This window comes from Candidatus Accumulibacter sp. ACC003, assembly GCF_907163085.1.
Lineage (GTDB): Bacteria > Pseudomonadota > Gammaproteobacteria > Burkholderiales > Rhodocyclaceae > Accumulibacter.
Map to the genome: position 1 here is coordinate 95370 of NZ_CAJQTX010000011.1, position 21246 is coordinate 116615.

A 21246-nucleotide genomic window follows, 5' to 3' on the forward strand; every position below is an offset into this window, starting at 1 on the left:
GGAATCAGGGTTCCGATGTCACGAAAACGGCAAAGCCGCCCGGAGGCGGCTTCGCTGGCAGACAGTCTTCGCTTAGCGCTTCGAGAACTGCTTGCGGCGACGTGCTTTGTGGAAACCGACCTTCTTGCGCTCTACTTCACGCGCATCGCGAGTAACGAAGCCGGCCTTGGATAGCGTCGGCTTGAGCGAGGCGTCGTAGGCGATCAGGGCGCGGGTGATCCCGTGCCGCACGGCACCGGCTTGTCCGGACTCGCCGCCACCGCCGACATTGACCAGGATGTCAAAGCCGGTCAGCTGTTCGACGAGGGTGAGCGGTTGGCGGACAATCATCCGTCCGGTTTCGCGAGAGAAGAACTCATCTACCGGTTTGCCGTTGACGACAAAATTGCCGCTTCCACGTTTCATGAAAACGCGAGCTACGGCGCTTTTTCGCCGACCCGTGCCATAGAAATAGTTATCAGCCATTGTGACCTCTTAGAGTTCCAGAACTTTCGGCTGCTGGGCAGCGTGCGGATGCGTTGTGCCTGCGTAGCACTTCATCTTCTTCAGCATCGCATAACCGAGGGGCCCCTTGGGGAGCATGCCTTTTACGGCATGTTCAAGAACTCGCCCGGGAAAGCGCTGCTGCATCTTGGTGAAGTTCGTCTCGTAGATGCCGCCCGGGTAGCCCGAGTGCCGATAGTATTTCTTGTCTTCGGCCTTGTTGCCGGTGACGCGCAGCTTTTCGACATTGGTAACGACGATGTAGTCGCCAGTGTCCACGTGCGGGGTGAACTCAGGCTTGTGTTTGCCGCGTAGGCGGCGAGCGATTTCGGTTGCAAGGCGACCCAGCACCTTGTCCGTGGCATCAACAACTAGCCACTCGCGTTGCACTTCATGCGACTTGGCGGAGAAAGTCTTCATTTAAAACGCCGTCCTTATTTGCCTGATCACGGAAAGCCCAGCATCTTATGGCAAGTATCCAAGGCGTGTCAATCGCTGTTTGGCTGTTCGCTCGACGAGCCCTTGTGGAGCGCATTCGGAAAGCGCCGGCGGGCTACCCCGGCCGCTCATCCGGCGCTCTGGGGAGTGGCCTTGCAAGGGAGCTGTTTTCGCCGTTGGTCGTCGCCGCTGCCAAGCGACGCTCAGTCTGAATAGCGGGCAAAAAAAAGCGCGGCTCGTTGGAGCCGCGCTAAATCCACACCAAAGGAGGAGGGTGGAGGAGACATCGGTGAAGCGGAACAGCTAAGTGCTTACGGTGCAAACATTATGCCTCGACCTAGTGCATAGGTCAAGTATTTTTGGTGCGTTGCGCCATATTTTTTTGCTTGGTCGATTGCATGTGCGTATCTATCATACAAAAATACTCTAAAACAATAGTATACAATCATAGCAAGACATAGATTTCACAATAAGCAACGCTGTAGAGCGTCGTGTAAAGATGACTGCGTACTTAAAATGCTGCGGTGCAGCAGGGGTTCTTGGCGTTCGCGTGCGCGCTCTTGCGTCTACAATGACAGGGCATGGTGTAGTTACCGCTGCTTCTGCGGGAAGGCGTCGAGCACTCTTTGGCGACGTGCCGTGCAAGCGCGGCGTACGATCATTGTTGCGTACGCAGGTTTTGATCATTGGGCTTTGACGTCTGTCATGCCCATTGGAGAACAGAGGGAGAGCAGGGCATGGAATGTAAAGTGAAGTGGACCGGTGACGGAATGTCCTTTATCGCCGAAACGGGGACCAATCACGCGCTGGTGATGGACGGTGCCGTCGAGGCCGGGGGGCGCAATCTGGCGCCGCGCCCGATGGAGCTGATGCTGGCCGGGGCCGGCGGCTGCGCCGCGTTCGACGTCGTCCTGATCCTGAAAAAAGGGCGGCACACCGTCAAGGGCTGTGAAGTGAGCCTGCAGGCCGAGCGCGCGGAGGTCGAGCCAAGGGTCTTTACGCGCATCCATTTCCACTTCCGCGTTGCCGGCAAGCAACTGAAGCCGGAGCACGTGGCGCGAGCCATCGAGCTGTCACACGACAAGTATTGCTCGGCGACCAGCATGCTCAGCAAGACGGCGGTGATCACGCACGACTTCGAGATCGTCGAGGCTTGAAGGCGGGCGCTACTGCTGACACCTCGCGCCGTCTGCCGAAAGACTCACTCGCGAGGTGTTGGACGAAGCCGCTACGCGGAGGAAACCCCGGTGCTGTCGTCGCGTTGACTCAAGATGTGACCTCGCCCCTCATCCGAGGGACGTTCATGACGAATGCGAGGTTACCGCAAGATGGAAGAGATGTCCGCTGTCGCAACGACGATTTTTGACACGAACTACGAGCTGCACCAGAAGCACCTGAAGCTCAAGGGCTTGCAGCCGAAGACGATCGACGCGTATTCGCGCGCCGTCCGCCGGGTGGGAGATTACTTCGCTCATCAGATCGACGATCTGAGCGAGGCCGACCTGTTGGATTACTTCGCCGACCTGCGTGAGACGCACTCCTGGAGTTCGCTCAAGCTCGATCTGTACGGGCTCAAGTTTTACTACGAGCACGTGCTGAAGAAACCCTGGGTGGCGCCCGGTCTGATCAAGCCGCCGCGCTCGCTGCGCCTGCCGGACATCGTCACGGTCGAGGAGACCGAGCGGATTTTTCTGGCCACGCAGGTGCTCAGTTACCGCGTTTTCTTCTTCACCCTCTACAGTCTCGGCCTGCGCCTGGGCGAAGGCTTACGGCTGACGGTCGCCGACATCGACGGCGCGCGCGGGCGGGTGCATATCCGCGATGCCAAGGGCAACAAGGATCGCCTGGTGCCGCTGCCGACGGCCACCTACCGACTCCTGCGTTGTTTCTGGCAGCGCCACCGTAATCCCGTTCTGCTGTTTCCCAATCGCCGCGGCGGCTTGCCAGGTGCGAGCAGCGCCAGGACACCGCTCAATCGCAGCGGCGTTCAGAAGGCACTGCGGGCGGTGGTCGAATCCTGCGGGCTAAAAAAAACATTTCGCCGCACAGTTTGCGTCACGCCTATGCCACGCACCTGATCGAGGCGGGCGTCGAGCTCACCGAGGTGCAGAGCATTCTCGGCCATCACTCGATTCTCACGACGGTTCGCTACACCCATCTGACGGATCAAACCCGGCATCACGCCATCGACCGCATCAACGCGCTGATGGACCGCTTTTGTCTGAGCAAGGGGACGCCGCGATGATCCGCCTCGGCTCTGTCATTGCCGAATTCGAAGCGGACTTCATGACGCAATTTCGCCACCGCCTGAGCTTCGATCAGCTTCGGGCACTCTCGGCGATGCGCGATTGCCGCGGCCCGGCCAGCCCGATGATGCAGCTCCAGTGCGAAGGCTGCGATCAGCAAAAACTCGTTCCGCATTCCTGCGGCCATCGCCTTTGCCCGCACTGCCAGCACCACGAGAGCCAGCAATGGCTGGAACGTCAGATAGAGCGCCTCGTCCCGGCCGACTACTTTCTGCTGACCTTCACGCTGCCGGCCGAATTGCGCGGGCTCGCTGCGGCGCACGCCGACGTCGTCTTCGATGGCTTGATGCGCTGTGCCTGGGAAACGGTGCACCGCTTCAGTCAGAACGACCGGCAGTTGCAGGGCACGCCCGGCGCCATCGCGGTCCTGCACACGCACTCGCGTCGGCTCGACTTCCACCCGCATGTCCATCTCGTCGTCCCCGCGGCAGCGATCGATGCCGCGAAGCAGCGCTGGCGACGCAAGCGGCGCGGCAAGAACGGCACCTACCTGTTCAACGAGAAGGCGATGGCCAAGGTCTTCCGGGCCAAAATGCTGGCGGCGATCGAGGCGGCCGGCATTTGCCTGCCGGCGTCCTATCCGCGGGAATGGGTAGCGCACTGCAAATCGGTGGGCAGCGGCGAGAAGGCCCTGATCTACCTCGGTCGTTACCTCTACCGCGGCGTCATCCGTGAACAGGACATCCTCGCTTGTAAGGATGGGCGGGTGAGCTTCCGCTACCGCAACGCACAAACCGGCAAGTCGGAAAAGCGCTCGCTAGCCGGCGCCGATTTCCTCTGGCTGATCCTCCAGCACGTGCTACCCAAGGGCTTTCGCCGCGCCCGCAATTTCGGCTTCCTGCACGCCAACTGCAAGCGCCTGATCAGTTTGCTGCACCGCTTGCTGAAGTTCGATCCCAGCCGCTTCACGCCGCCGCGCAAGGAGCGGCCAGCGATGCTTTGCCCGTGCTGTGGCTCCGTGATGTCAATTGTCCGGACGCGTATTCGATCAACATCGCCCGCCTTCGTCGCTGCTCCACCGCTCGTCGCGATCGCTGCCTGATCGTGTAAGCCGCCTTCACAGCGCTGTCCGGCCGCCTTTGGGACTTCAGTTTCCCCAAGCTGAGTGACGGGGTCGCCCGGAGTTCAGTGGCCGGGACGCCAAAACGGCCGGATTTGCGCGATCTTCGCTGACGGTGCCGCAGCGCGCGGCGACGGCCCGCTCCCCGCCCTTCGGCATTCATGCCTGCGGGGTAAATCCAAAAAAGATATTTGCAGAGGGCGCGCCCAGCGCTCCGGCCCGGGCTCGTCCAACAAACGGATCAGATCGTGGCTTCGCACGATCTATCCTTATTCGTTGCACGATCTATCCTTATTCGTTAGGGGTGCGCCTGCTGGTCTGGCCATCGGGCAAGCGCCGTCGTCTCCGGCCGACAGCCTGATGGGTGTGGCGGTTCGGGGAGCGTTCCGTTCCGGGGTTTTGGTCGGCGCCGCCAGTTATACGGTCGCCGTGGCGAGCGGCCGCCGGCGCAGCGGGCGCTGCAAGTCCTAGACGTAGTAGGCGGTGCGGGTCATTGTTCGCGACGCCAGCTGCATACCCAGTCGTGCCGCAGCAGGCAGTTCGCGCGCACCCAGGCGGACGGCCGTCGCCGCATGCGAAATCTCGTCGACTCGCATCTGCTCGACGATCGCTCTGGATTTACGGTCTTGCCATGGTAGATCGCTGAGGTGATGGTCGAGGTGCGCTTCGACCTGTCGCTCGGTCTCGGCGAGAAAGCCAAGGCTCCATGGGTCGCCAAGCTTGCCGGCGCCGATGCCGATGGTCAGCGCGCCGATGTACCACAAAGGGTTCAAGAGGCTCTTGCGTCCGCGCAGTTCGACCAGGCGGCGCTCGGTCCAGGCCAGATGCTCGGTTTCTTCGGACGCCGCTTGCTGTAGAGCGTCGCGAAGTTCGGGATTACGGCAAGTCAGCGCCTGTCCCTGGTAAAGCGCCTGCGCGCAGACTTCGCCGACGTGGTTGACGCGCATCAGCGCAGCGGCATGGTTTCGCTCGTCATCGGACAGCTGCGCTTCAGCGTGCTTGCTTCCTGGCACTTCACGGGCAGTTGTCGCTGGCACAAAAAGCGTGCGCAGAGCCTTGTCGAACTCGATGACCAAGCGGTCGCTAATCATTTCTGGCCTCTGTGATGGTTGTTTTTCCGGTCGGCGTCAAGGCGGCAGTGACGCCAGGCCTAAGGGCGCAATCTGGAGCGATCGCCGCCGGCACGGAGGATACGGCGGGCGTCCTCGGCATCGCGCAGCGTCACGCCGATGGCGCAGAAATAGTCGCCAAACAGCGCGGCATAATGTCGATTGACAGTGCTTTCCTGGATGCGCGTCCACTGATCGCTGCGCGCCTTCGACCAAGTCCTGTCGGAGCGGCCAAAGGCGTAGGCGCGGCGTTCGGCGGTGGCGCAGCGCATCGCCTCGTAGCTTATGGTCTGCGCACCGGCCGAGCTGACGATCACCAGGGTGAAGCGCAGGACGCGGTCGGGGCTTACCGACAGCGACTCGCCGTCGATCAGGAACTTGTTGTCGGTGTTCGCGCTGACGATGAAGGGGATGAGATTCTCATCCTGCGGAAACGGTGGTAGTTGAACGTCGGTTTCCTTGTCGCTGGCGGCTTCAAGATCGCGCTCGGCACTGGCCGCCGGTGCGGCGGACGGAGCAAGCAGCAGCAGTGGAAAGACGGCGCGGATAAGGGCGCGGCGGACAAGGCCTCGCATCGACAGCGAACAGCGTGCCGGAGTTCGGGTCGTCAAGCGGAACTCATCTGACGCGCGCTGCGCCGGTGCCGGCGGCGGAGTATTCATTTCTTGGCCTCCAGTGCGATTGGTGGAGTGATTGCTGGTGGCTTCGCCGGGCGACGAGGGCGCCGATGATCGGCATCGAGAAAGCGGGCGAGTTCATTCAACGCCTCTTCGTAAACCCGGCGTTTGAACTCGATTACGGCGTCGAGAGACACCCAGTATTGGTTCCATCGCCACGCATCAAACTCGGGATGGTCGCAGGCGCGCAAGGAAACGTCGGTGTCGCGGCCGAGGAGTCGAAGCAAAAACCAGATCTGTTTTTGCCCCCGGTAGCTGCCGCGCCATTCGCGTCTTACCCAGTGCGTGGGGACGTCGTAACGCAACCAGTCTTTGGTGCGACCAAGGATGAACACATGCTCGGGAAGCAAGCCGACCTCTTCGTGCAACTCACGGTACATCGCCTGTTCGGGCGTTTCGCCCCGCTTGATGCCACCCTGCGGAAACTGCCATGAATGCTCTCGGATGCGCTTGCCCCAGAAGACCTCGTTCCTGGTGTTGCAAAGAATGATGCCGACGTTCGGGCGATAGCCTTCACGGTCAAGCATTGTTATAACCTGCAATTCGATTGATTGCCTTCATTTTTTCACAATTCAATGTCCTTGCAAAGCGGCGTATAACCCTTGTTGCGTAGCGTGTTCGATGGCGTCTCGGCGTCCTGCCGGACATGCCGAACGGCGCTTGAGCGCGGACCTTGAGCTCAATTGCCCGCACCTTATGACGATCTGTCGCGTAAAATCAGGGCTTCCATTGTTGCCAAGTTGAATCCCATGCGCACTTCCCGCTTCTTCCTGTCGACGCTCAGAGAGGCGCCATCCGACGCGGAAATCATCAGCCACCAGCTGATGCTGCGCGCTGGCATGATCAAGCGACTGGCTGGCGGCATTTACACGTGGATGCCGATCGGGCTGCGCGTCGTGCGCAAGGTGGAGAAGATTGTCCGCGAGGAGATGGATCGAGCCGGGGCAATCGAGCTGTCGATGCCGGCCGTTCAGCCCGCTGAGCTGTGGCAGGAATCCGGGCGCTGGGACAAGTACGGCCCTGAGCTGCTGCGCTGCAAGGACAGGCACCAGCGCGATTTCGTCATTGGCCCGACGCACGAGGAAGTAATCACCGACGTCGTGCGCAAGGACGTCAAGAGCTACCGGCAGCTGCCGCTGCACTTCTATCAGGTGCAGGTGAAGTTTCGTGACGAGATCCGGCCGCGTTTCGGGATCATGCGTGGTCGCGAATTCTTGATGAAGGACGGCTACTCTTTCCACAGCAGTTTCGCCGACCTGCAGCGCGAATACCGCAACATGTTCGAAACCTACACGCGCATCTTTACTCGTCTTGGCCTGAAATTCCGCGCCGTCGCCGCCGACACCGGCTCGATCGGTGGTACTGGATCGCACGAGTTTCACGTTCTCGCCGACTCCGGTGAGGACGCGCTGGCGTATTGTCCGGACTCTGATTTCGCCGCCAATGTCGAATTGGCCGAGGCGCTGGCGCCGACTGTCGCACGCGCGCCGGCGTCCGCTGCCTTGGAGAAGCTTGCGACGCCGGGACGTTCGACCTGCGAGGACGTCGCGGCACTGCTCGGGACGCCACTGACCAGCACGGTCAAGGCGATCGCCGTCGTGATCGGCGCACCGGAAGCGGCCGGGCAGTTCACGCTGATCCTGCTGCGTGGTGACCACAACCTCAATGAAGTCAAGGCCGAGAAGACGCTTGGTGAGTTTCGCTTTGCGCGCGAGGACGAGATCGTCGCCGCCCTGGCTTGTCAGCCGGGCTACATCGGCCCGGTCGGTGTAGCCGACGTGCAAGTCGTTGCCGATCGCAGCGTGGCGGTGATGAGCGACTTCGTCTGTGGCGCCAACGAAGCCGGGTTTCACCTGGCCGGCGTCAACTTCGTGCGCGATCTGGCCGAGCCGACGATCGTCGCCGACCTGCGCAATGTCGTCGTCGGCGACGCGTCTCCCGATGGCAAGGGCCGCCTGGAGCTGTGCCGTGGCATCGAGGTCGGCCACATCTTCCAGTTGCGTCGTAAGTACGCCGAGGCGCTGAAGTGCAGCTTTCTCGACGAAAGCGGTCAGAGCCAGATCATGGAAATGGGTTGCTACGGTATTGGTGTGACGCGCATCGTCGGCGCGGCCATCGAACAAGGACACGATCAGCGCGGCATCACTTTTCCGGCGGCGATCGCCCCCTTCGAGGTGGTTATCGTGCCGATGGGCTACGCCAAGAGCGAGGCGGTAAGAGCGGCAGCCGATGCGCTTTACGGCGAGCTGACGAGCGCCGGCATCGACGTTTTGCTCGACGACCGCAACGAGCGCCCGGGTGTGATGTTCGCCGAAATGGAGCTGATTGGCATCCCGCACCGGGTAGTCGTCGGCGAGCGCGGTCTTGCCGAAGGTAAACTCGAATACAAGGGCCGTGGCGACGCCGAGTCGCAGATGTTGCCGCTTGGCGAACTTGGCCAGTTCCTGGGAGCCCGCCTATGCGCCGAGCAATAGCGCTTGCTCTTCTCGTGCTGGCGCCCGCTATGGCGTACGCCGGTGCGCAGAAGTACGAGCCGCTGTCGGCCAGCGTTCATGGCGCGCTGTCGCGAGCGGTTTCCGATCGGGCGCCGCAGAACAGCTCGTTTCAGGATTCGGCAGTCGCCATCGACTGGTTGACCGAGATGTCGGCGCGCCTCACCAAGCGCATCCCGGACCGCGAGTCGCGCCTCGACTTCCTGCGCTCGGTGCATTACGAAGCGACGCGCGCGGGTCTCGACCCACAGTTGGTGCTCGGCCTGATTCAGGTCGAAAGTGGCTTCAAGAAGTACGCGGTGTCTACTGCCGGCGCGCGCGGCTTCATGCAGGTGATGCCCTTCTGGGTCAAGCTGGTCGGCCGCAGCGACGACAACCTGTTCCATCTGCGCACCAATTTGCGCTACGGCTGCACCATCCTTCGCCACTACCTCGACATCGAACGCGGTGACCTCTACCGTGCGCTTGGCCGCTACAACGGCAGCCTGGGGCAGGCGGCGTACCCGAACATGGTGCGTGCCGCGTGGGACAAGCAGTGGACCTATAACAGCAGGAGTGCGCTGGCATTACGATAGACGGCGCGCTAAACAGCGCGCCGAGCGGAGCGCTCAACGCATTCCCGGCAACATCCCCTTGACGCCACGCATCAGCTGCGCGATACCGCCTCGCGAGAACTGCTTCATCATCTTCTGGGTCTGTTCGAACTGCTTCAGCAGGCGATTGACTTCCTGTACCTGAACGCCGGCACCGACCGCGATGCGACGCTTGCGGGCGGCCTTGATCAGATCCGGATGAATGCGCTCGGTCGGCGTCATCGAATTGATGATTCCTTCGATGCGGGCGACCGCCTTCTCCTCGCCGCCGGCCGGTAGCTGCCCGGCCGCTTGCGAAAACTGCGCCGGCAGTTTTTCCATCATCGACGACAGTCCGCCCATCTTGCGCACCTGGCCGATCTGCTCCTTGAAGTCATTCAGATCGAAGCCCTTGCCGGACTTCAACTTCCTGGCGAACTCGACAGCTTTCTGCTCGTCGATTCCTTTTTTCGCGTCCTCGATCAGCGACAGCACGTCACCCATACCGAGAATTCTCGACGCCATCCGCTCCGGATGAAAGGCCTCGATACCGGTGAGTTTTTCGCCGACGCCCGCGTACTTGATTGGTCGACCGGTGACGTGCCGAACCGACAGCGCGGCGCCGCCGCGCGCGTCACCATCGAGTTTGGTGAGGATGATGCCGGTCAGCGGCAGCGCCTCGCTGAACGCCTTGGCCGTGTTGATGGCATCCTGGCCGAGCATCGCATCGACGACGAACAGCGTCTCGATCGGCTTGAGCGCCGCGTGCAGTTCGGCGATTTCCTTCATCATCGCTTCGTCGATCGCCAGGCGGCCGGCGGTGTCCACCAGCAGCACGTCGTGGAAGTGCCGCTTCGCCCAGTCGAGCGCGTTGCGCGCGATGTCGAGCGGCTTCTCGGTCGGCGTCGAGGGCAGGAAATCGACGCCCGCTTGCGCCGCGACGGTCTTCAGCTGCTCGATAGCTGCCGGCCGGTAGACGTCGCAGGAAACGACCAGCACCTTCTTCTTCTGGGTTTCGCGCAGCAGTTTGGCCAGCTTGCCGACGGTGGTCGTCTTGCCGGCGCCCTGCAAGCCGGCCATCAGGACCACCGCCGGTGGCTGCGTGGCGAGATTGAGACCGGTATGTGCTTCGCCCATCAGCTTGGTCAGCTCACGGTGCACGACGCCGATCAGCGCCTGCCCCGGGCTCAGCGAGCCAATTACTTCCTCGCCGACGGCCTTTTCCCTGACTGCGGCGATCAGTTCCTTGATGGCCGGCAAGGCGACATCGGCCTCGAGCAGGGCGAGGCGAACTTCGCGTAAGGCGTCGCCGATATTGGCTTCGGTCAGCCGCGCTTCACCGCGCAGCGTCTTCATGACGCGGGCAAGGCGTTGGGTCAGGTTGTCGAGCATTTGGATTCCGGCTTGGTGTAAACTCAAAATATGCCGGACATTCTACTGCACCTTCTCCCACACGTCGTTTCGTCGCTGCTCTACGCGGCTCTGGGCGCTCATTTCTGGCATACCCGCTGGCGCGAAAGCGACCGCCCGCTGGTCACCCTGCCGATGCAACAGTGGGAGCGTGCCGCGCTATTTGGCGCACTGGCAGTTCAGGGCTTCGGTTTATACGAAAACCTGTTCAGTGCCGGTGGCATGCGCTTTTCATTCAGTCTCGCGCTCTCGCTGATGCTCTGGCTGGCGGTGCTGATCTACTGGCTGGAGAGTTTTCGTTCGCGCATGGACGGTCTGCAGCCGATGGTCCTGCCGCTGGCCGCGCTGGCCGCCATCGCGCCGGCACTGTTCCCGCAACTGCGCGTCGTCGCGCACGCCGGCGCCTGGGGTTTTCAGCTCCATTTTCTGACGGCGATGCTCGCCTACAGCCTGTTCACGCTGTCGGCGCTGCACGCCATTTTCATGGGTTTTGCCGAGCGCAAGCTGCATCAGCGGGCGATCACCAAGAGCCTGACCAGCCTGCCACCGATTCTGACCATGGAAGCCTTGCTGTTTCGGATGATTACAGTCGCCTTCTGCCTGCTCACCGTCGCGCTGGTCAGCGGCGTGATGTTTTCCGAAGCGATCTTCGGCAAAGCGATGGCTCTCGATCACAAGACACTGTTCGCCTTCGCTTCGTGGGGAATCTTCGCCGCCTTGCTCGTCGGCCGGCGGATTTACGGCTGGCGTGGGCGGGTCGCGCTGCGCTGGACGCTGGCCGGATTCCTGGTGCTGCTACTGGCCTACATCGGTAGCCGCTTCGTCGCCGAAGTCCTGCTGCATCGCTTGTGAGCCGGCGCGGCGTGCGCCGTGTCGACGCGCACGCTGGAGAAGCGCACTTGGCGCTCTGCCCCTGCCAACGGGCGGCCGTTGGCCACTTTCACCTCACAGAGGAGCACGAGTATGGAAAAATCGGCCAACCCGGTCGGCTGGTTCGAGATCTACGTGGTCGACATGGCACGCGCCAGGGCCTTCTACACGGCGGTCTTCGGTCGCGAATTGATCGCTCTGCCCGACTCTGACGACGGTGGCGAAATGTACGCCTTTCCATGGGTCGAGGGTGGCGCCGGCGCTGCCGGAGCTCTCGTCCGGCACGCCATGGGGGGACCGGGGAAGGGCGGCACGCTGGTCTATTTCGCATGCGACGACGCCGCCGACGAAGCCCAGCGCGCCGCGCAGGCGGGCGGACGGATCGTCCAGCCGAAGATGGCCATCGGTCAGTATGGTCACATCGCGCTGGTCGAAGATAGCGAAGGCAATATCATCGGCCTGCACTCGCTGCAGTAATAGACGCGGCCGTTGGCCAAGCGCCGCCGCAACCATTGAGGAGCGCTTGCGATGCAGCACATTCTGCTCTATGGCGATTCGCTGTCCTGGGGACTCATTCCCGAGGCGCGACGCCGCTTGTCTTTCGACCAACGCTGGCCGGGAGTCATGGAAAACGCCCTCACCGCCGCAGGCCGGCGCGTGCGCGTCGTCGAGGACTGCCTGAACGGCCGCCGGACGGTCTGGGACGATCCCTTCAAGCCAGGTCGCAAGGGCATCGACGGGCTCGCCCAGCGCATCGAAATCAATTCGCCGCTGGCGCTGGTGATCGTGATGCTCGGGAGCAACGACTTTCAGTCGATGCATGCGCACAATGCCTGGCATTCGGCGCAGGGCATCGCGGTCCTGGTCAATGCCATCCGCCAGGCGCCGATTGAGCCCGAAATGCCGGTGCCGCCGATCCTGATCGTCGTGCCGCCGGCGCAGGCGACACCGCGCGGTGCAATTGCGCCGAAGTTCGTCGGTGGCGAGCAGAAGTGCCACGGCCTCGCTGCCGCGTGCCGAGAAGTCGCTACCACCCTTTTTTGCGACTATTCTGACGCCGGCACGGTGGCTACCGTCAGCCCGATCGACGGCGTGCACCTCGACGCCGACCAGCACGCGCGCCTGGGCGAAGCGCTGGCAGCAGTGGTCGCCGGACTCCTGCGCTGAGCGGCGTGGACGCTGGCGCGCCCGGCCGCTTTGGCGGCGGGCGAGCTGCTCAGGCAGGCGGCGGATCGAAAACCGGTTCGCAGCGCAGTTCGGACTTCACCGAGTTGGCAATAAAGCACTCCTGGTGCGCCTTGTCGTGCATTTGCTCGATCTCGTCGCGACCGGGCAGGTGATCGCCCGAGAAGGCGACGGCAGGTCGGAGCGTGACGACGGTAATGGCCAGCTTGCCGTCGCTGTTCCTGGCCATGACGCCGACCGGGTCGTCGGCGTAGCGATCGACGCAGAAGCCGCGGCGGGCGGCGATCGAAAGAAACCACAGCATGTGGCAACTCGCCAGCGAGGCGACAAAAGCCTCTTCGGGATCGACCGCGGCCGGATCGGACATCGGCACCGGCACGACGTGCGGCGACGACGACGCGGCGATCTCGAGCCCGCCATCGAAGCGCAGCAGGTGTTTGCGGCTGTAGCGGTTGCCGAGGAAATCCTCGTCACCACGGCGCCAGAGAAGGTGTGCAAAATATTCGGCCATGGCGAGTCTCCCGGCAGTGAGCGTGATCGGCAGCCGCCAGTAATAGCACAGCCGGTGCTTGGCGTCGGCGCTCTTTTCGGATCTCGCCCACCACAGCGACAATCGTTGGCGTGCAACACCAAATCAAGGAGAGCGACATGAAAGCAATCGTTACCGGACATAGCCGCGGGCTTGGCGCGGCTGTTGCAGAAGACCTCCTGGCGCGCGGTATTGCCGTCCTCGGGCTGGCCAGGCAGGGGAACGCCGCTCTGCGGCAGCGCTATCCGCGCTTGCTCGGCGAGGTGCCGATCGACCTCGGCGATAGCGCCGCGGTGCAAGGCTGGCTCGCCGCTGGCGCTCTGGCCGAATTCGTCGCCGCTGGCTCGTCGCTGCTGTTGATCAACAACGCCGGCACGGTACAACCCGTCGGTCCGCTCGGCAGTCAGCAGAGCGCAGCGATCGTCGCGGCGTTGACGGTGAACGTCGCGACGCCGCTGATCTTGGCCAACGCGCTGATCGCATTGGCACCCGGGGTGCCTGAAAAGCGCATCCTGCACGTCTCCAGTGGCGCGGCGCGCAGCGCTTTCTCTGGCTGGAGCGTCTATTGCGCGAGCAAAGCGGCGCTCGATCAGCACGCCCGCTCGGTAGCGCTCGACGCCGTCGCCGGCGTGCGCATCGCCAGTGTCGCCCCGGGCGTCATTGATACCGCCATGCAGAGCGAAATCCGCGCCACGCCGCTAGCCAGTTTTCCGCTTCGCCCCCAGTTCGAAGCGCTGCAGCGCAAGGGCCAACTTGCCGACGCGGCAGACTGTGCCGAGCGTCTGGTGGCATACCTGTTGAGCGCTAAATTTGGCGCGGAGCCGGTCGTTGATCTCAGCGATTGCCGTTGACGGCGAGCGATTGGCGAGGCGGCGAAATGCCTGGGCGGAAACGCAGGCGCCGCCCGCGTCCAGGACGCATTGCCGGCCACCGGCCCACGGCGCCCGATCCAAGTGCAGGCGAGCTCCGAAGTGGAATTTCGGTTTGGTGTTCGCCTTGCCTTCTGCTAGAATCCGCGGTCTTGCGGAGAGATGGATGAGTGGTTTAAGTCGCACGCCTGGAAAGCGTGTTTAGGATAATATCCTAACGCGGGTTCGAATCCCGCTCTCTCCGCCAGTATTGCCTAGCAAGTGTCTGAAAAATAAAAATAATAGGAATAGTGGCCAAAGGCGACCCACAAAACAACCCACAAAGTAACATGTGCCAACGAATGCTCCCCTGCCGGGAAACGGTGGCTACGTAGTCTGATTCTGTACGTAGCTTGCCAGGGTGACTCGGACGGAGATGCGTGCGAGGTTGCAGAGCCCAGAGGTCGGCTCTTGTCCTGCAACGACAGGGCGCCATGAAGAGCCGGGTGGTCGAGATCTTCGGCAAAGAATACGTTTTTGGTTCGTCGGTGAGCTACGAAGACAACAGAGCGTATCGAGGCCAAGGCGGGAATGATCGCGATCCGGCAATGATTCTCCGGCGGTTTAGTTGCCAACGCGCATGTGACTGTTCGCATAGGTGACGCTGACCGGGTGGCACAAGGCCCGCAGTTGTTCAGCGACGAACGGAGGCTAAACCCTACCCAGGGCTTGCTGCGTCGATCTCCTTCCGCGTGTGCCGATGGATGACGGGCAGAGGACGCTTGAGCCAGAGCCGCATGCGGCGCAACGGCTGTCGACTCAGTTTTTGGCTGGCGCTCGAGGTGCTTGTGCCTGTATAAGGTCGCGGCCGAGGGCAAAAAAGCAAGCAGCTTCGGCTTGACGTGTACACGGGCACTGAGCGTTGGAAGAGGGACAACATAACCGCTTCCTGCAGAAACCGGCTGGGGGCTTTCTACTCGCTTTCGGCGCGTTCCTTGGTGGCGTCTTCCGTCGCAGAATTCTCAACCCCCACCACCGGGCCATCGGTTTCTTCAGCAACCGTTTCCTTCCGCCGTGCCGCCAGCACCGCGCGCGTGGCCATCTGCCGGATCTGCCCCGCCAGCCGCAAAATCCGCCGCTTCCATTCATAGACCCCGCGCGCGTATTGGCTGTCGGTGATGACGCATGACAGCCAGAGCGCATCCAGGTGGGTCATCATCCCGTCGAACTCGCGGATGATCGCCAGGTACTTTATCGACCGCGGCGAGGTGATCTGCACATCGATGGTCTTTGCACTGGTGTAGCCGATCGCGGTCTCGATGCCATTGCCCTCGGCCACTTCCTTCAGCCGCAGCGACTCCTTGCGAATCTCCTCCAGGGTCTGGTCGATCTGAGTATCGACCAAGGCATCGACTTCCTGCGCCTGCTCTTCGCTCCCGATGAATCGCAAGACCACACTCAACGAGAACAGCGCGTTGGCGCACATCTCGTAGCCACGGTCGAAGATTTGCTGCGCGTGTAGCGAATTGAGCAAGGCCTTCTGCGTCAGGAAGGGCCGGCTGTTGTCCTGCCGGACCGATGGAATGTGCGTCGAACCGTTCCTCTGTCGCTGTGCCATCTGCCGTCTCCCGGAGTATCGATCAAGCCCAGCGTATCCTTGACGCTCCCCGGAACTGACCCGCCTTTGCTCACCAAAGCTGACCCATCAAGCGTGACCCATTGAGCCCGTGTTGAGGCCCGTAGTGGTTCCCGGGAAGCGAACTTCGTAACTCCCCAAGCTTGGTTCGGCAGGCATCGCCCGTTGGCAACGCGGCAGCGCGCGTCGCTCCGGCTGCCCGACCTTCTGATTGCGCGGTCAAGCCCCTTCGCCAAGCTCGTCGCGTTCGCCGAGTCCGCCCGCCGCCAGGTTGCGATCAAGCCTCGCCAGCTCTCCGGCTCCGCGACAGGAAGCCCGGCACGGGCCCATTCTTCCCGCACGACGTCGTGTGGGGAGAAACCGTCATGGAATTCCGACAGTGCGAGGCGTGTCATCAGTCGTTCCGGCCGCGTCCGCAGAACCCCGACCAATGCTTCTGTTCGGCCGCCGCCTGCCAGCGCGAACGGCGACGGCGTTGGCAGGCGGCCAAGCGCCAGAACGATCCCGACTATCGCGATAACCAGAAGCGTGCGCAGAAGGCCTGGGCGGAGCGTCACCCCGACTACTGGCGGGCGTATCGAGAGCAGCATCCGGAGTACGTCGCACGCAATCGGGCTCGGCAGCGGGAACGCGCGCCCACCCCGGCCGGCGTTGCAAAGATGGACGCGTCAAAGCCGGAAATCCCGCTGCGCTCAGGCACTTACCGTTTGTCACCGGTGGTGGACGCGTCGTTTGCAAAGATGGACGCGTGGATGGTTGAAATCACCGTTATTTCAGCCGCTTGCGCCTCGCCCTGAGGCCCCTGCCGCGGCTTGCAAAGAGAGGACTCGATCGCCTTGCGGCGGTCGCCTCGCTAGGCTGGATGCCATAGGAGGTCAAGCGCATGGATCACACGGCCGCTACGGCTCAGACTCTGGATTTGCACCGCCTGGAGTTGCGCTACGCTGAGCTTCGCGTGCTGGATACGGCGGCGATCACGCGTCTGGCCCAGTCGATCGCGGTCAATGGCCAGCTCGTCCCGTGCATCGCGGTCGCCGGCGAGGGCAACTCGGCGATCCTGCTCGACGGCTATCGACGCGTCGCCGCGTTACGGCAACTCGGCCGGGATACGGCCGAGGTCGAATGCTGGGACGGCGATCCGGTGCAAGGCCTGCTGGGCGTGTTGGCACGAACCCGCAGCCGCGCGTTTGCGCCGATCGAAGAAGCGCTGCTGCTGCGCGAACTGATCGCCAGCGGCCCCCTGAGCCAGCATGAAATCGCCCGCCGCTGCGGCCGCGACGTGAGCTGGGTCAGTCGCCGCCTGCAACTGGTGACGGTGCTCTCGGATGCGGTGTTGACGGCGGTACGCCAGGGAAAGGTCTCCACCTGGGCGGCGGTCCGGATTCTCGGCCCGTTGGCGCGCGCCAACAGCGCCCACGCCGAACAACTACTGGCCAGCCTGCGCACGACGCCGCTGACGACCCGCCAGCTGGCGACCTGGTTCGCGCACTATCAAGGCGCTTCGCGGACGGTGCGCGAGCGGATGGTCGAGGCCCCACAGCTGTTGCTCAATTCGCTGACCGCCAAAGCCGACGAGAAGAGCGCCGAGAGCCTGCGCGAGGGTCCGGAAGGCGAAGTCCTGGCCGACATCCGCATTCTCGACGCGGTGGGCGCTGTTACGTCCGGCCCTAATCCAGACTCCTCGGCCCAAGCTTTTCGAGGTTGAAACGATGGCCGAGTCCCATGCTGCAACCGGAAGAGTGATCCCGGCGGCAACGTGGGATGAAGGCCCTACCGAGGCGGCAGCAGCGGCAACCGCCAAGGCTCTTCGGGGTCGTACAGATTCATCTGCCGCTGGTGGTAGCGGCGTAGCTGTACGGCATAGCGGCTTTCGCAAGCGACGGCGAGTTGGTGAAGGAAGTGGCTGAGCGCGGCCACGCTTTCATCGGAGAGGCCGTCGGGGAATAGCGGCTCGGCAGAGCGGCGCTTCATCGCAATTCCTCGATCGCCAACTGCAACAGATTGTCGGGCAAATGATTCAGGCCACGCGGCACCGCCAGGCGCATCGCCGTGCGCAGAATTCGCCCGGCGTGCCGCGGCAAGCCCTTGCTCACCTGGCGCACGATCTCCAGGCCCGAATCGCTGAGCAGCGTACTGGTACAACCGGCACTCTTCAAACTGTGCTGGATCAGCTGCGCGAAGCGCTCGCGTTCGAGCACCGGTTTGAGCTGCACGCGCACCTGAATTCGCCCCGCCAGCGCCGCGTACGGTGCCCGCTCCAGCGTTTGCGCCAGTGTCGGATGGCCGATCAACCAGACCGCCATCACATCGCGCGTATCGAAGGCGAAGTTGAGGAAGGCCGGCAAATCCCGAAAGAACTCCGGCGGCAGATTCTGCGCCTCATCGATGATCCACACCGGCATCAGCTGACGGCTATCGACCAACTGCAGAATCCGCTCCTTCAGATCGCGCCACAGCTGCGCCCGCCGATACCCCGGCTCGACGCCCAGCGCCCGTGCCAGACCGCGGTAGATATCCAGCCGACCAAAGTCCGTCTCCGCCTGATAGATCACCTGATAACGATGCGGATTCAGGCCACGGGTCAATTGGCGCAAGGCCGCCGTCTTGCCCACCCCCGGTTCGCCGGTGATCAGCCCGACCCCGGGCGAGTGCAACAACCACGCAAAGCGCTCGGCCAACTGTCCCAGCGTACCGTCATCCCACAGCTCGGCCGCTTGCTTGCCCAGCGGCGGATGCCGCAAACCAAAGTGTTGAAGGTCCACCTCACTCTCCTTCGGGGTCGTAGTACTGCTGATAGATCTGCTCGATCAGATTCGGGCCGCTCGTCCCTTTCTGGGGCGGGCTAGCGTCCGCTGGGTCAGGCTGGCGTCGTTGGCGCGTGGTATTGGCCAGCGCATCGAGTGGCGCCGCCGCACCGATCGATTCCCCTTTCTCGTCCTCGACGCCGATCACCGTCTCGGTATGCGGATCGACCACCAGAGACACCGTTTTGCCCGACAGTTCAAAGGGCACCTCGAAGCGTTGTCCCTGATACGATACCGTGCCATCCTTCCTGACCAGTCGCGTGACGCGATGCTGGAACAGGGCATCGAGGCTTGCCGCCAACGGCCCCAACGGACGAATCCTGGACAGGTCCTGCTGGTAACGCGCCAACGGCGTCATGCCGGCGAGACCGGCGTGCGGGCTGCGGTGATAGACCTGTTCAAGCCAGGCCCACAGGCGAGCATTGAGATCGTCCAGGCTGGCGATATGGCGCTCATCGAGTTCGCTGAGAAACTGATCGCGGCAGCGGCGGTGCCAGCGCTCCAACTTCAGATTTCCTGATCTCGGAGGAAACCGGGTTGGCACTTTAGACGAGGGCGAAGGTCATTCTTGCCCCGGTTTCCGGATGCGGGAAATCCTGCAGGGTGAGTTCATAGAGGAGCGCGGCGATAGCGCGATCATGAGCTGGGCTGGCCATCCGGTGAATTTTGATGGTCAGGGTGTTGGCTAGCGCGTTCGGTTCGATGTCAGCGGAAGAAACGAACAATTCGCGAATGAGCGCACGTGCGTCGTCCTCCTTCTTCAAGTGGCGGCGCAATAGCGCCACCATGGCGGTCTCGGCCCGGTAGGCGACCATTTTCACGGTATCGCAGAGCATCTTGTTCAGGGGCGGCAGTTGGGTCGGTCGCTCGGCCTCGGGCAGACTGTCGATCGTCACCTTTCGGGGGCTTGCCTTGCGCGCCGCGCAAAGTCGCTTGAGTTCCTCCTGAACGGCCTGCAGTGCTTCGACAGACTCGGCGTTTTTCTGGATTTCGCCGCCGTCGTTCAAGGCCGTCCTGGCGATTGCGGCCTGCAGTTTTCTTTCGCTCTGGCGGGTTTGCCTGACGGCCTTGTCGAGTTCCCGCCAGCGGGGGTTGACGACCTGGTGAGTGCCGGGAAGAGAGTCGTCTCCGTACTCGATAAGTCCATCAATATCATAGTGTTCCATCATGTACGCGAAGTAGTTTTCCTGGCACCAACGGGCGAACATCCGCTCAGCGATGGTGGTGTTTCCGAGTTGCCGGGCGGTCGTGATCACGGCTGTTTGATGTCCCGTCTGGGTCAGCCGACGAACTTCGCTCACGGCCAGGCTGCTATCGCCTGTGCCGAGTCGGGTTTCGCGCATGGCGAGTTTCATCCCGGTGCTGCCGCCTGCCGGCAGATGGACTTCCTGTTCCTGAAACACCTCTTCGGACCAGAGGTCCTTGACGTTCTTGCGGTAGGTCAGTGCGCCGATGCGCTGTTTCCAGAGTCTGCCGAGGAGACTCTGGGTGGCCCCTTCCCGATCGAAGACCATGACAAACCGGTGCAGGGTCGGGTCGGCGTCCAGTTCGGCGGGCGTCGGCTGTCCCGGGACAATCTCCAGCAGTTGCGGGACGATGTCCTTGAGCAGGGTCTCGGCGAGTCCGTCATTGAGCGGCTGCGAAACCACAAAGAACGGGCGACCCAGGGCATCGTTAACCCAGTAGTCGGTGGTGCCCCGCAGGCACAGGCGTTCGCGCGAGACGTAGCGCTTCGACAGCCTGGCCTGCTCGCCGTGATACACCCGAACATGACCATCGACATACAGGTAACCCGCTTCTTCTGGCTCGCTTTCCATCCAGAGCTTCGCGAGATCCCGCATCCAGGCTGCCGGGTCACCCGTCTTGGCCAGCAGATGGACCTTTTCCCGCAGGGTGCGGACTTCCGGTACCCGGTCCAGGCCGATGACTTTGCCGAGTTCTCCGGGCGAGGTTTGTCGCAGATGTTCCGGCCGCTTGATTCGCCCCAGGGCCATGAAGCCGAGGACGAGAAGGATGTGCAAGGCGCTGTAGAATCCCCGGGGCAGCTTGAGATGGCGATCCAGGCCGGTCAGTAGCCCGTTCGCGCACAAGGCCGGCAAGCCGGCCAACAGCCCCCCCATCGCCACATCGTGGCTCGCTTCGAAGCGCGTCGTCGCACCGGTCGCCAATCCCAGCGCCGTTTGGATCCGCTCGTCGGCGCGCGTGCAGGCGGTGCCCATCCCCGCGGCGGCTTCCGCATCCGCCCGGCTGCGCTCACTCTTGGTGCTCGCCGCTTCCAACTCCCCTGCCTCTTGCGGCAAGGCGGCCAACTGCGGCACGCCCTGGCGCCGGATCGCCTTGCGCAGCGTCGACTCCTGGACGCCCACCTGCCGTGCCACTTCGGCAGGACGCTTTCCCTCGCTCAACAGCCGCGCGCATTCGGCACTCTTGTCCGGCGTCATGATCCGCGGCCGGCTCGCCGCCGCCGGTCGAAAGAAAGACGATGGCCCGGCTTTGCGGCTTTGTCCCACCCAGTTCATCAGCGTGCGGTGCGGGATGCACAGCGGTGGCCTTTCCAGTTCGACCGCCTTGACGTGCCCGTTCTCCATCAGGCTGGTCAGAGCGAACCTGCGGCCAGCGTCGTCTCCTACGGGGTGCGAGAAGTAATTGTCTCCCCCAACAAAGTAGATCGCTTGGCCATCCTTCTCCAGAATCGCCAACCCTTCTCCCACTTTCTGCGCACCATCGGGAAACCCTGGAAGCCACGATTGCCTCAACGTCTGCTCCTCCTTGCACTCCTAGTGTCTAATTGCATTATTAACCGGTAGTAACTATCATGCTTCTCCAT

Annotated in this window: 22 protein-coding genes, 1 tRNA gene and 1 pseudogene; 12 read left to right on the forward strand and 12 right to left on the reverse strand. The window is 62.8% G+C overall.

The genetic code is table 11. The annotated features are described in order from the left end of the window. Nucleotides 1-72: 72 nt before the first annotated feature. A complete protein-coding gene (rpsI, locus tag QZ656_RS22295) occupies nt 73-465 on the reverse strand; it encodes a 30S ribosomal protein S9 (protein WP_291995455.1) in 393 nt (130 codons plus the stop codon). Between the two features lie 9 nt (nt 466-474). Then, nucleotides 475-903: a 50S ribosomal protein L13 gene (gene rplM, locus QZ656_RS22300; protein WP_291995456.1), complete on the reverse strand. Its 429-nt coding sequence runs from the start codon at nt 901-903 to the stop codon at nt 475-477. Between the two features lie 755 nt (nt 904-1658). Here rplM and QZ656_RS22305 point away from each other — a divergent pair. The 3 genes and pseudogenes from QZ656_RS22305 (at nt 1659) to QZ656_RS22315 (ending at nt 4269) form a co-directional block, all read left to right on the forward strand. Then, a complete protein-coding gene (locus QZ656_RS22305; protein WP_291995664.1) occupies nt 1659-2078 on the forward strand; it encodes an OsmC family protein in 420 nt (139 codons plus the stop codon). Between the two features lie 180 nt (nt 2079-2258). After that, nucleotides 2259-3166, forward strand: a pseudogene (locus QZ656_RS22310) (site-specific integrase). Beyond that, nucleotides 3163-4269 carry a transposase gene (locus QZ656_RS22315; RefSeq protein WP_291991620.1) on the forward strand — a complete coding sequence of 369 codons (1107 nt, stop codon included), beginning with the start codon at nt 3163-3165 and terminating at the stop codon, nt 4267-4269. Before QZ656_RS22310 ends, QZ656_RS22315 begins: the two are co-directional and overlap by 4 nt. A gap of 485 nt (nt 4270-4754) precedes the next feature. On the opposite strand, the gene coq7 is transcribed toward QZ656_RS22315, so the two are convergent. The 3 genes from coq7 to QZ656_RS22330 form a co-directional block, all read right to left on the reverse strand. Next, the gene (gene coq7 / locus QZ656_RS22320) at nt 4755-5375 is read right to left on the reverse strand and encodes a 2-polyprenyl-3-methyl-6-methoxy-1,4-benzoquinone monooxygenase (RefSeq protein WP_291995665.1); all 621 of its coding nucleotides are present in this window, start codon (nt 5373-5375) and stop codon (nt 4755-4757) included. A gap of 62 nt (nt 5376-5437) precedes the next feature. After that, nucleotides 5438-6058: a CNP1-like family protein gene (locus tag QZ656_RS22325; RefSeq protein WP_291995457.1), complete on the reverse strand. Its 621-nt coding sequence runs from the start codon at nt 6056-6058 to the stop codon at nt 5438-5440. After that, nucleotides 6055-6600 (reverse strand): RNA pyrophosphohydrolase, encoded by a 546-nt coding sequence (locus QZ656_RS22330; protein ID WP_291995458.1) that lies wholly within the window; start codon nt 6598-6600, stop codon nt 6055-6057. The genes QZ656_RS22325 and QZ656_RS22330 overlap by 4 nt, the downstream gene beginning before the upstream one ends. 222 nt (nt 6601-6822) lie before the next feature. Here QZ656_RS22330 and QZ656_RS22335 point away from each other — a divergent pair, with 222 nt between their 5' ends. Both QZ656_RS22335 and QZ656_RS22340 read left to right on the forward strand, forming a co-directional pair. After that, entirely contained in the window at nt 6823-8547 is a 1725-nt protein-coding gene (locus QZ656_RS22335) for a proline--tRNA ligase (protein ID WP_291995459.1), read from the forward strand. Then, the gene (locus tag QZ656_RS22340; RefSeq protein WP_291995460.1) at nt 8532-9140 is read left to right on the forward strand and encodes a lytic transglycosylase domain-containing protein; all 609 of its coding nucleotides are present in this window, start codon (nt 8532-8534) and stop codon (nt 9138-9140) included. Before QZ656_RS22335 ends, QZ656_RS22340 begins: the two co-directional genes overlap by 16 nt. 33 nt (nt 9141-9173) lie before the next feature. Here the strand turns inward: QZ656_RS22340 and ffh are convergent, their stop codons facing one another. Next, nucleotides 9174-10529: a signal recognition particle protein gene (gene ffh, locus QZ656_RS22345; RefSeq protein WP_291995461.1), complete on the reverse strand. Its 1356-nt coding sequence runs from the start codon at nt 10527-10529 to the stop codon at nt 9174-9176. A 30-nt stretch (nt 10530-10559) separates the two neighbouring features. Between ffh and ccsA the strand changes: the two genes are divergently transcribed. From ccsA to QZ656_RS22360, 3 genes are all read left to right on the forward strand, one after another. Then, a complete protein-coding gene (ccsA, locus tag QZ656_RS22350; protein WP_291995462.1) occupies nt 10560-11399 on the forward strand; it encodes a cytochrome c biogenesis protein CcsA in 840 nt (279 codons plus the stop codon). Between the two features lie 111 nt (nt 11400-11510). Continuing rightward, the gene (locus tag QZ656_RS22355) at nt 11511-11894 is read left to right on the forward strand and encodes a VOC family protein (RefSeq protein WP_291995463.1); all 384 of its coding nucleotides are present in this window, start codon (nt 11511-11513) and stop codon (nt 11892-11894) included. Between the two features lie 51 nt (nt 11895-11945). Further along, the gene (locus QZ656_RS22360; RefSeq protein ID WP_291995464.1) at nt 11946-12584 is read left to right on the forward strand and encodes an SGNH/GDSL hydrolase family protein; all 639 of its coding nucleotides are present in this window, start codon (nt 11946-11948) and stop codon (nt 12582-12584) included. Nucleotides 12585-12633: 49 nt separating this feature from the next. Here the strand turns inward: QZ656_RS22360 and QZ656_RS22365 are convergent, their stop codons facing one another. Continuing rightward, nucleotides 12634-13113: an OsmC family protein gene (locus QZ656_RS22365; protein ID WP_291995465.1), complete on the reverse strand. Its 480-nt coding sequence runs from the start codon at nt 13111-13113 to the stop codon at nt 12634-12636. Nucleotides 13114-13250: 137 nt separating this feature from the next. On the opposite strand from QZ656_RS22365, the gene QZ656_RS22370 reads away from it, so the two are divergent. Both QZ656_RS22370 and QZ656_RS22375 read left to right on the forward strand, forming a co-directional pair. Beyond that, complete coding sequence (locus QZ656_RS22370; protein ID WP_291995466.1) at nt 13251-13982, forward strand: SDR family oxidoreductase; 732 nt, start codon at nt 13251-13253, stop codon at nt 13980-13982. A 174-nt stretch (nt 13983-14156) separates the two neighbouring features. Next, nucleotides 14157-14247, forward strand: a tRNA-Ser gene (locus QZ656_RS22375). A 705-nt stretch (nt 14248-14952) separates the two neighbouring features. On the opposite strand, the gene QZ656_RS22380 is transcribed toward QZ656_RS22375, so the two are convergent. Continuing rightward, nucleotides 14953-15513 carry a hypothetical protein gene (locus QZ656_RS22380; protein ID WP_291995467.1) on the reverse strand — a complete coding sequence of 187 codons (561 nt, stop codon included), beginning with the start codon at nt 15511-15513 and terminating at the stop codon, nt 14953-14955. A gap of 467 nt (nt 15514-15980) precedes the next feature. Here QZ656_RS22380 and QZ656_RS22385 point away from each other — a divergent pair, with 467 nt between their 5' ends. Both QZ656_RS22385 and QZ656_RS22390 read left to right on the forward strand, forming a co-directional pair. Next, nucleotides 15981-16412 carry a hypothetical protein gene (locus QZ656_RS22385; RefSeq protein ID WP_291995468.1) on the forward strand — a complete coding sequence of 144 codons (432 nt, stop codon included), beginning with the start codon at nt 15981-15983 and terminating at the stop codon, nt 16410-16412. 86 nt (nt 16413-16498) lie between these two features. Next, on the forward strand, nt 16499-17320 hold the full coding sequence (locus QZ656_RS22390; protein ID WP_291995469.1) for a ParB/RepB/Spo0J family partition protein: 822 nt from the start codon (nt 16499-16501) through the stop codon (nt 17318-17320). A gap of 65 nt (nt 17321-17385) precedes the next feature. Here QZ656_RS22390 and QZ656_RS22395 read toward each other — a convergent pair whose 3' ends face one another. From QZ656_RS22395 to QZ656_RS22410, 4 genes are read right to left on the reverse strand one after another with little or no spacing between them, the layout of a single operon-like run. Continuing rightward, nucleotides 17386-17586, reverse strand: a complete 201-nt coding sequence (locus tag QZ656_RS22395) for a hypothetical protein (RefSeq protein WP_291991885.1) — start codon at nt 17584-17586, stop codon at nt 17386-17388. Then, nucleotides 17583-18377, reverse strand: a complete 795-nt coding sequence (locus tag QZ656_RS22400; RefSeq protein ID WP_291995470.1) for an ATP-binding protein — start codon at nt 18375-18377, stop codon at nt 17583-17585. The genes QZ656_RS22395 and QZ656_RS22400 overlap by 4 nt, the downstream gene beginning before the upstream one ends. Before the next feature lies 1 nt (nt 18378). Beyond that, nucleotides 18379-18924: a hypothetical protein gene (locus tag QZ656_RS22405; RefSeq protein WP_366522221.1), complete on the reverse strand. Its 546-nt coding sequence runs from the start codon at nt 18922-18924 to the stop codon at nt 18379-18381. Between the two features lie 40 nt (nt 18925-18964). Continuing rightward, nucleotides 18965-21118: a helix-turn-helix domain-containing protein gene (locus QZ656_RS22410; protein WP_291995471.1), complete on the reverse strand. Its 2154-nt coding sequence runs from the start codon at nt 21116-21118 to the stop codon at nt 18965-18967. Between the last annotated feature and the right edge of the window lie 128 nt (nt 21119-21246).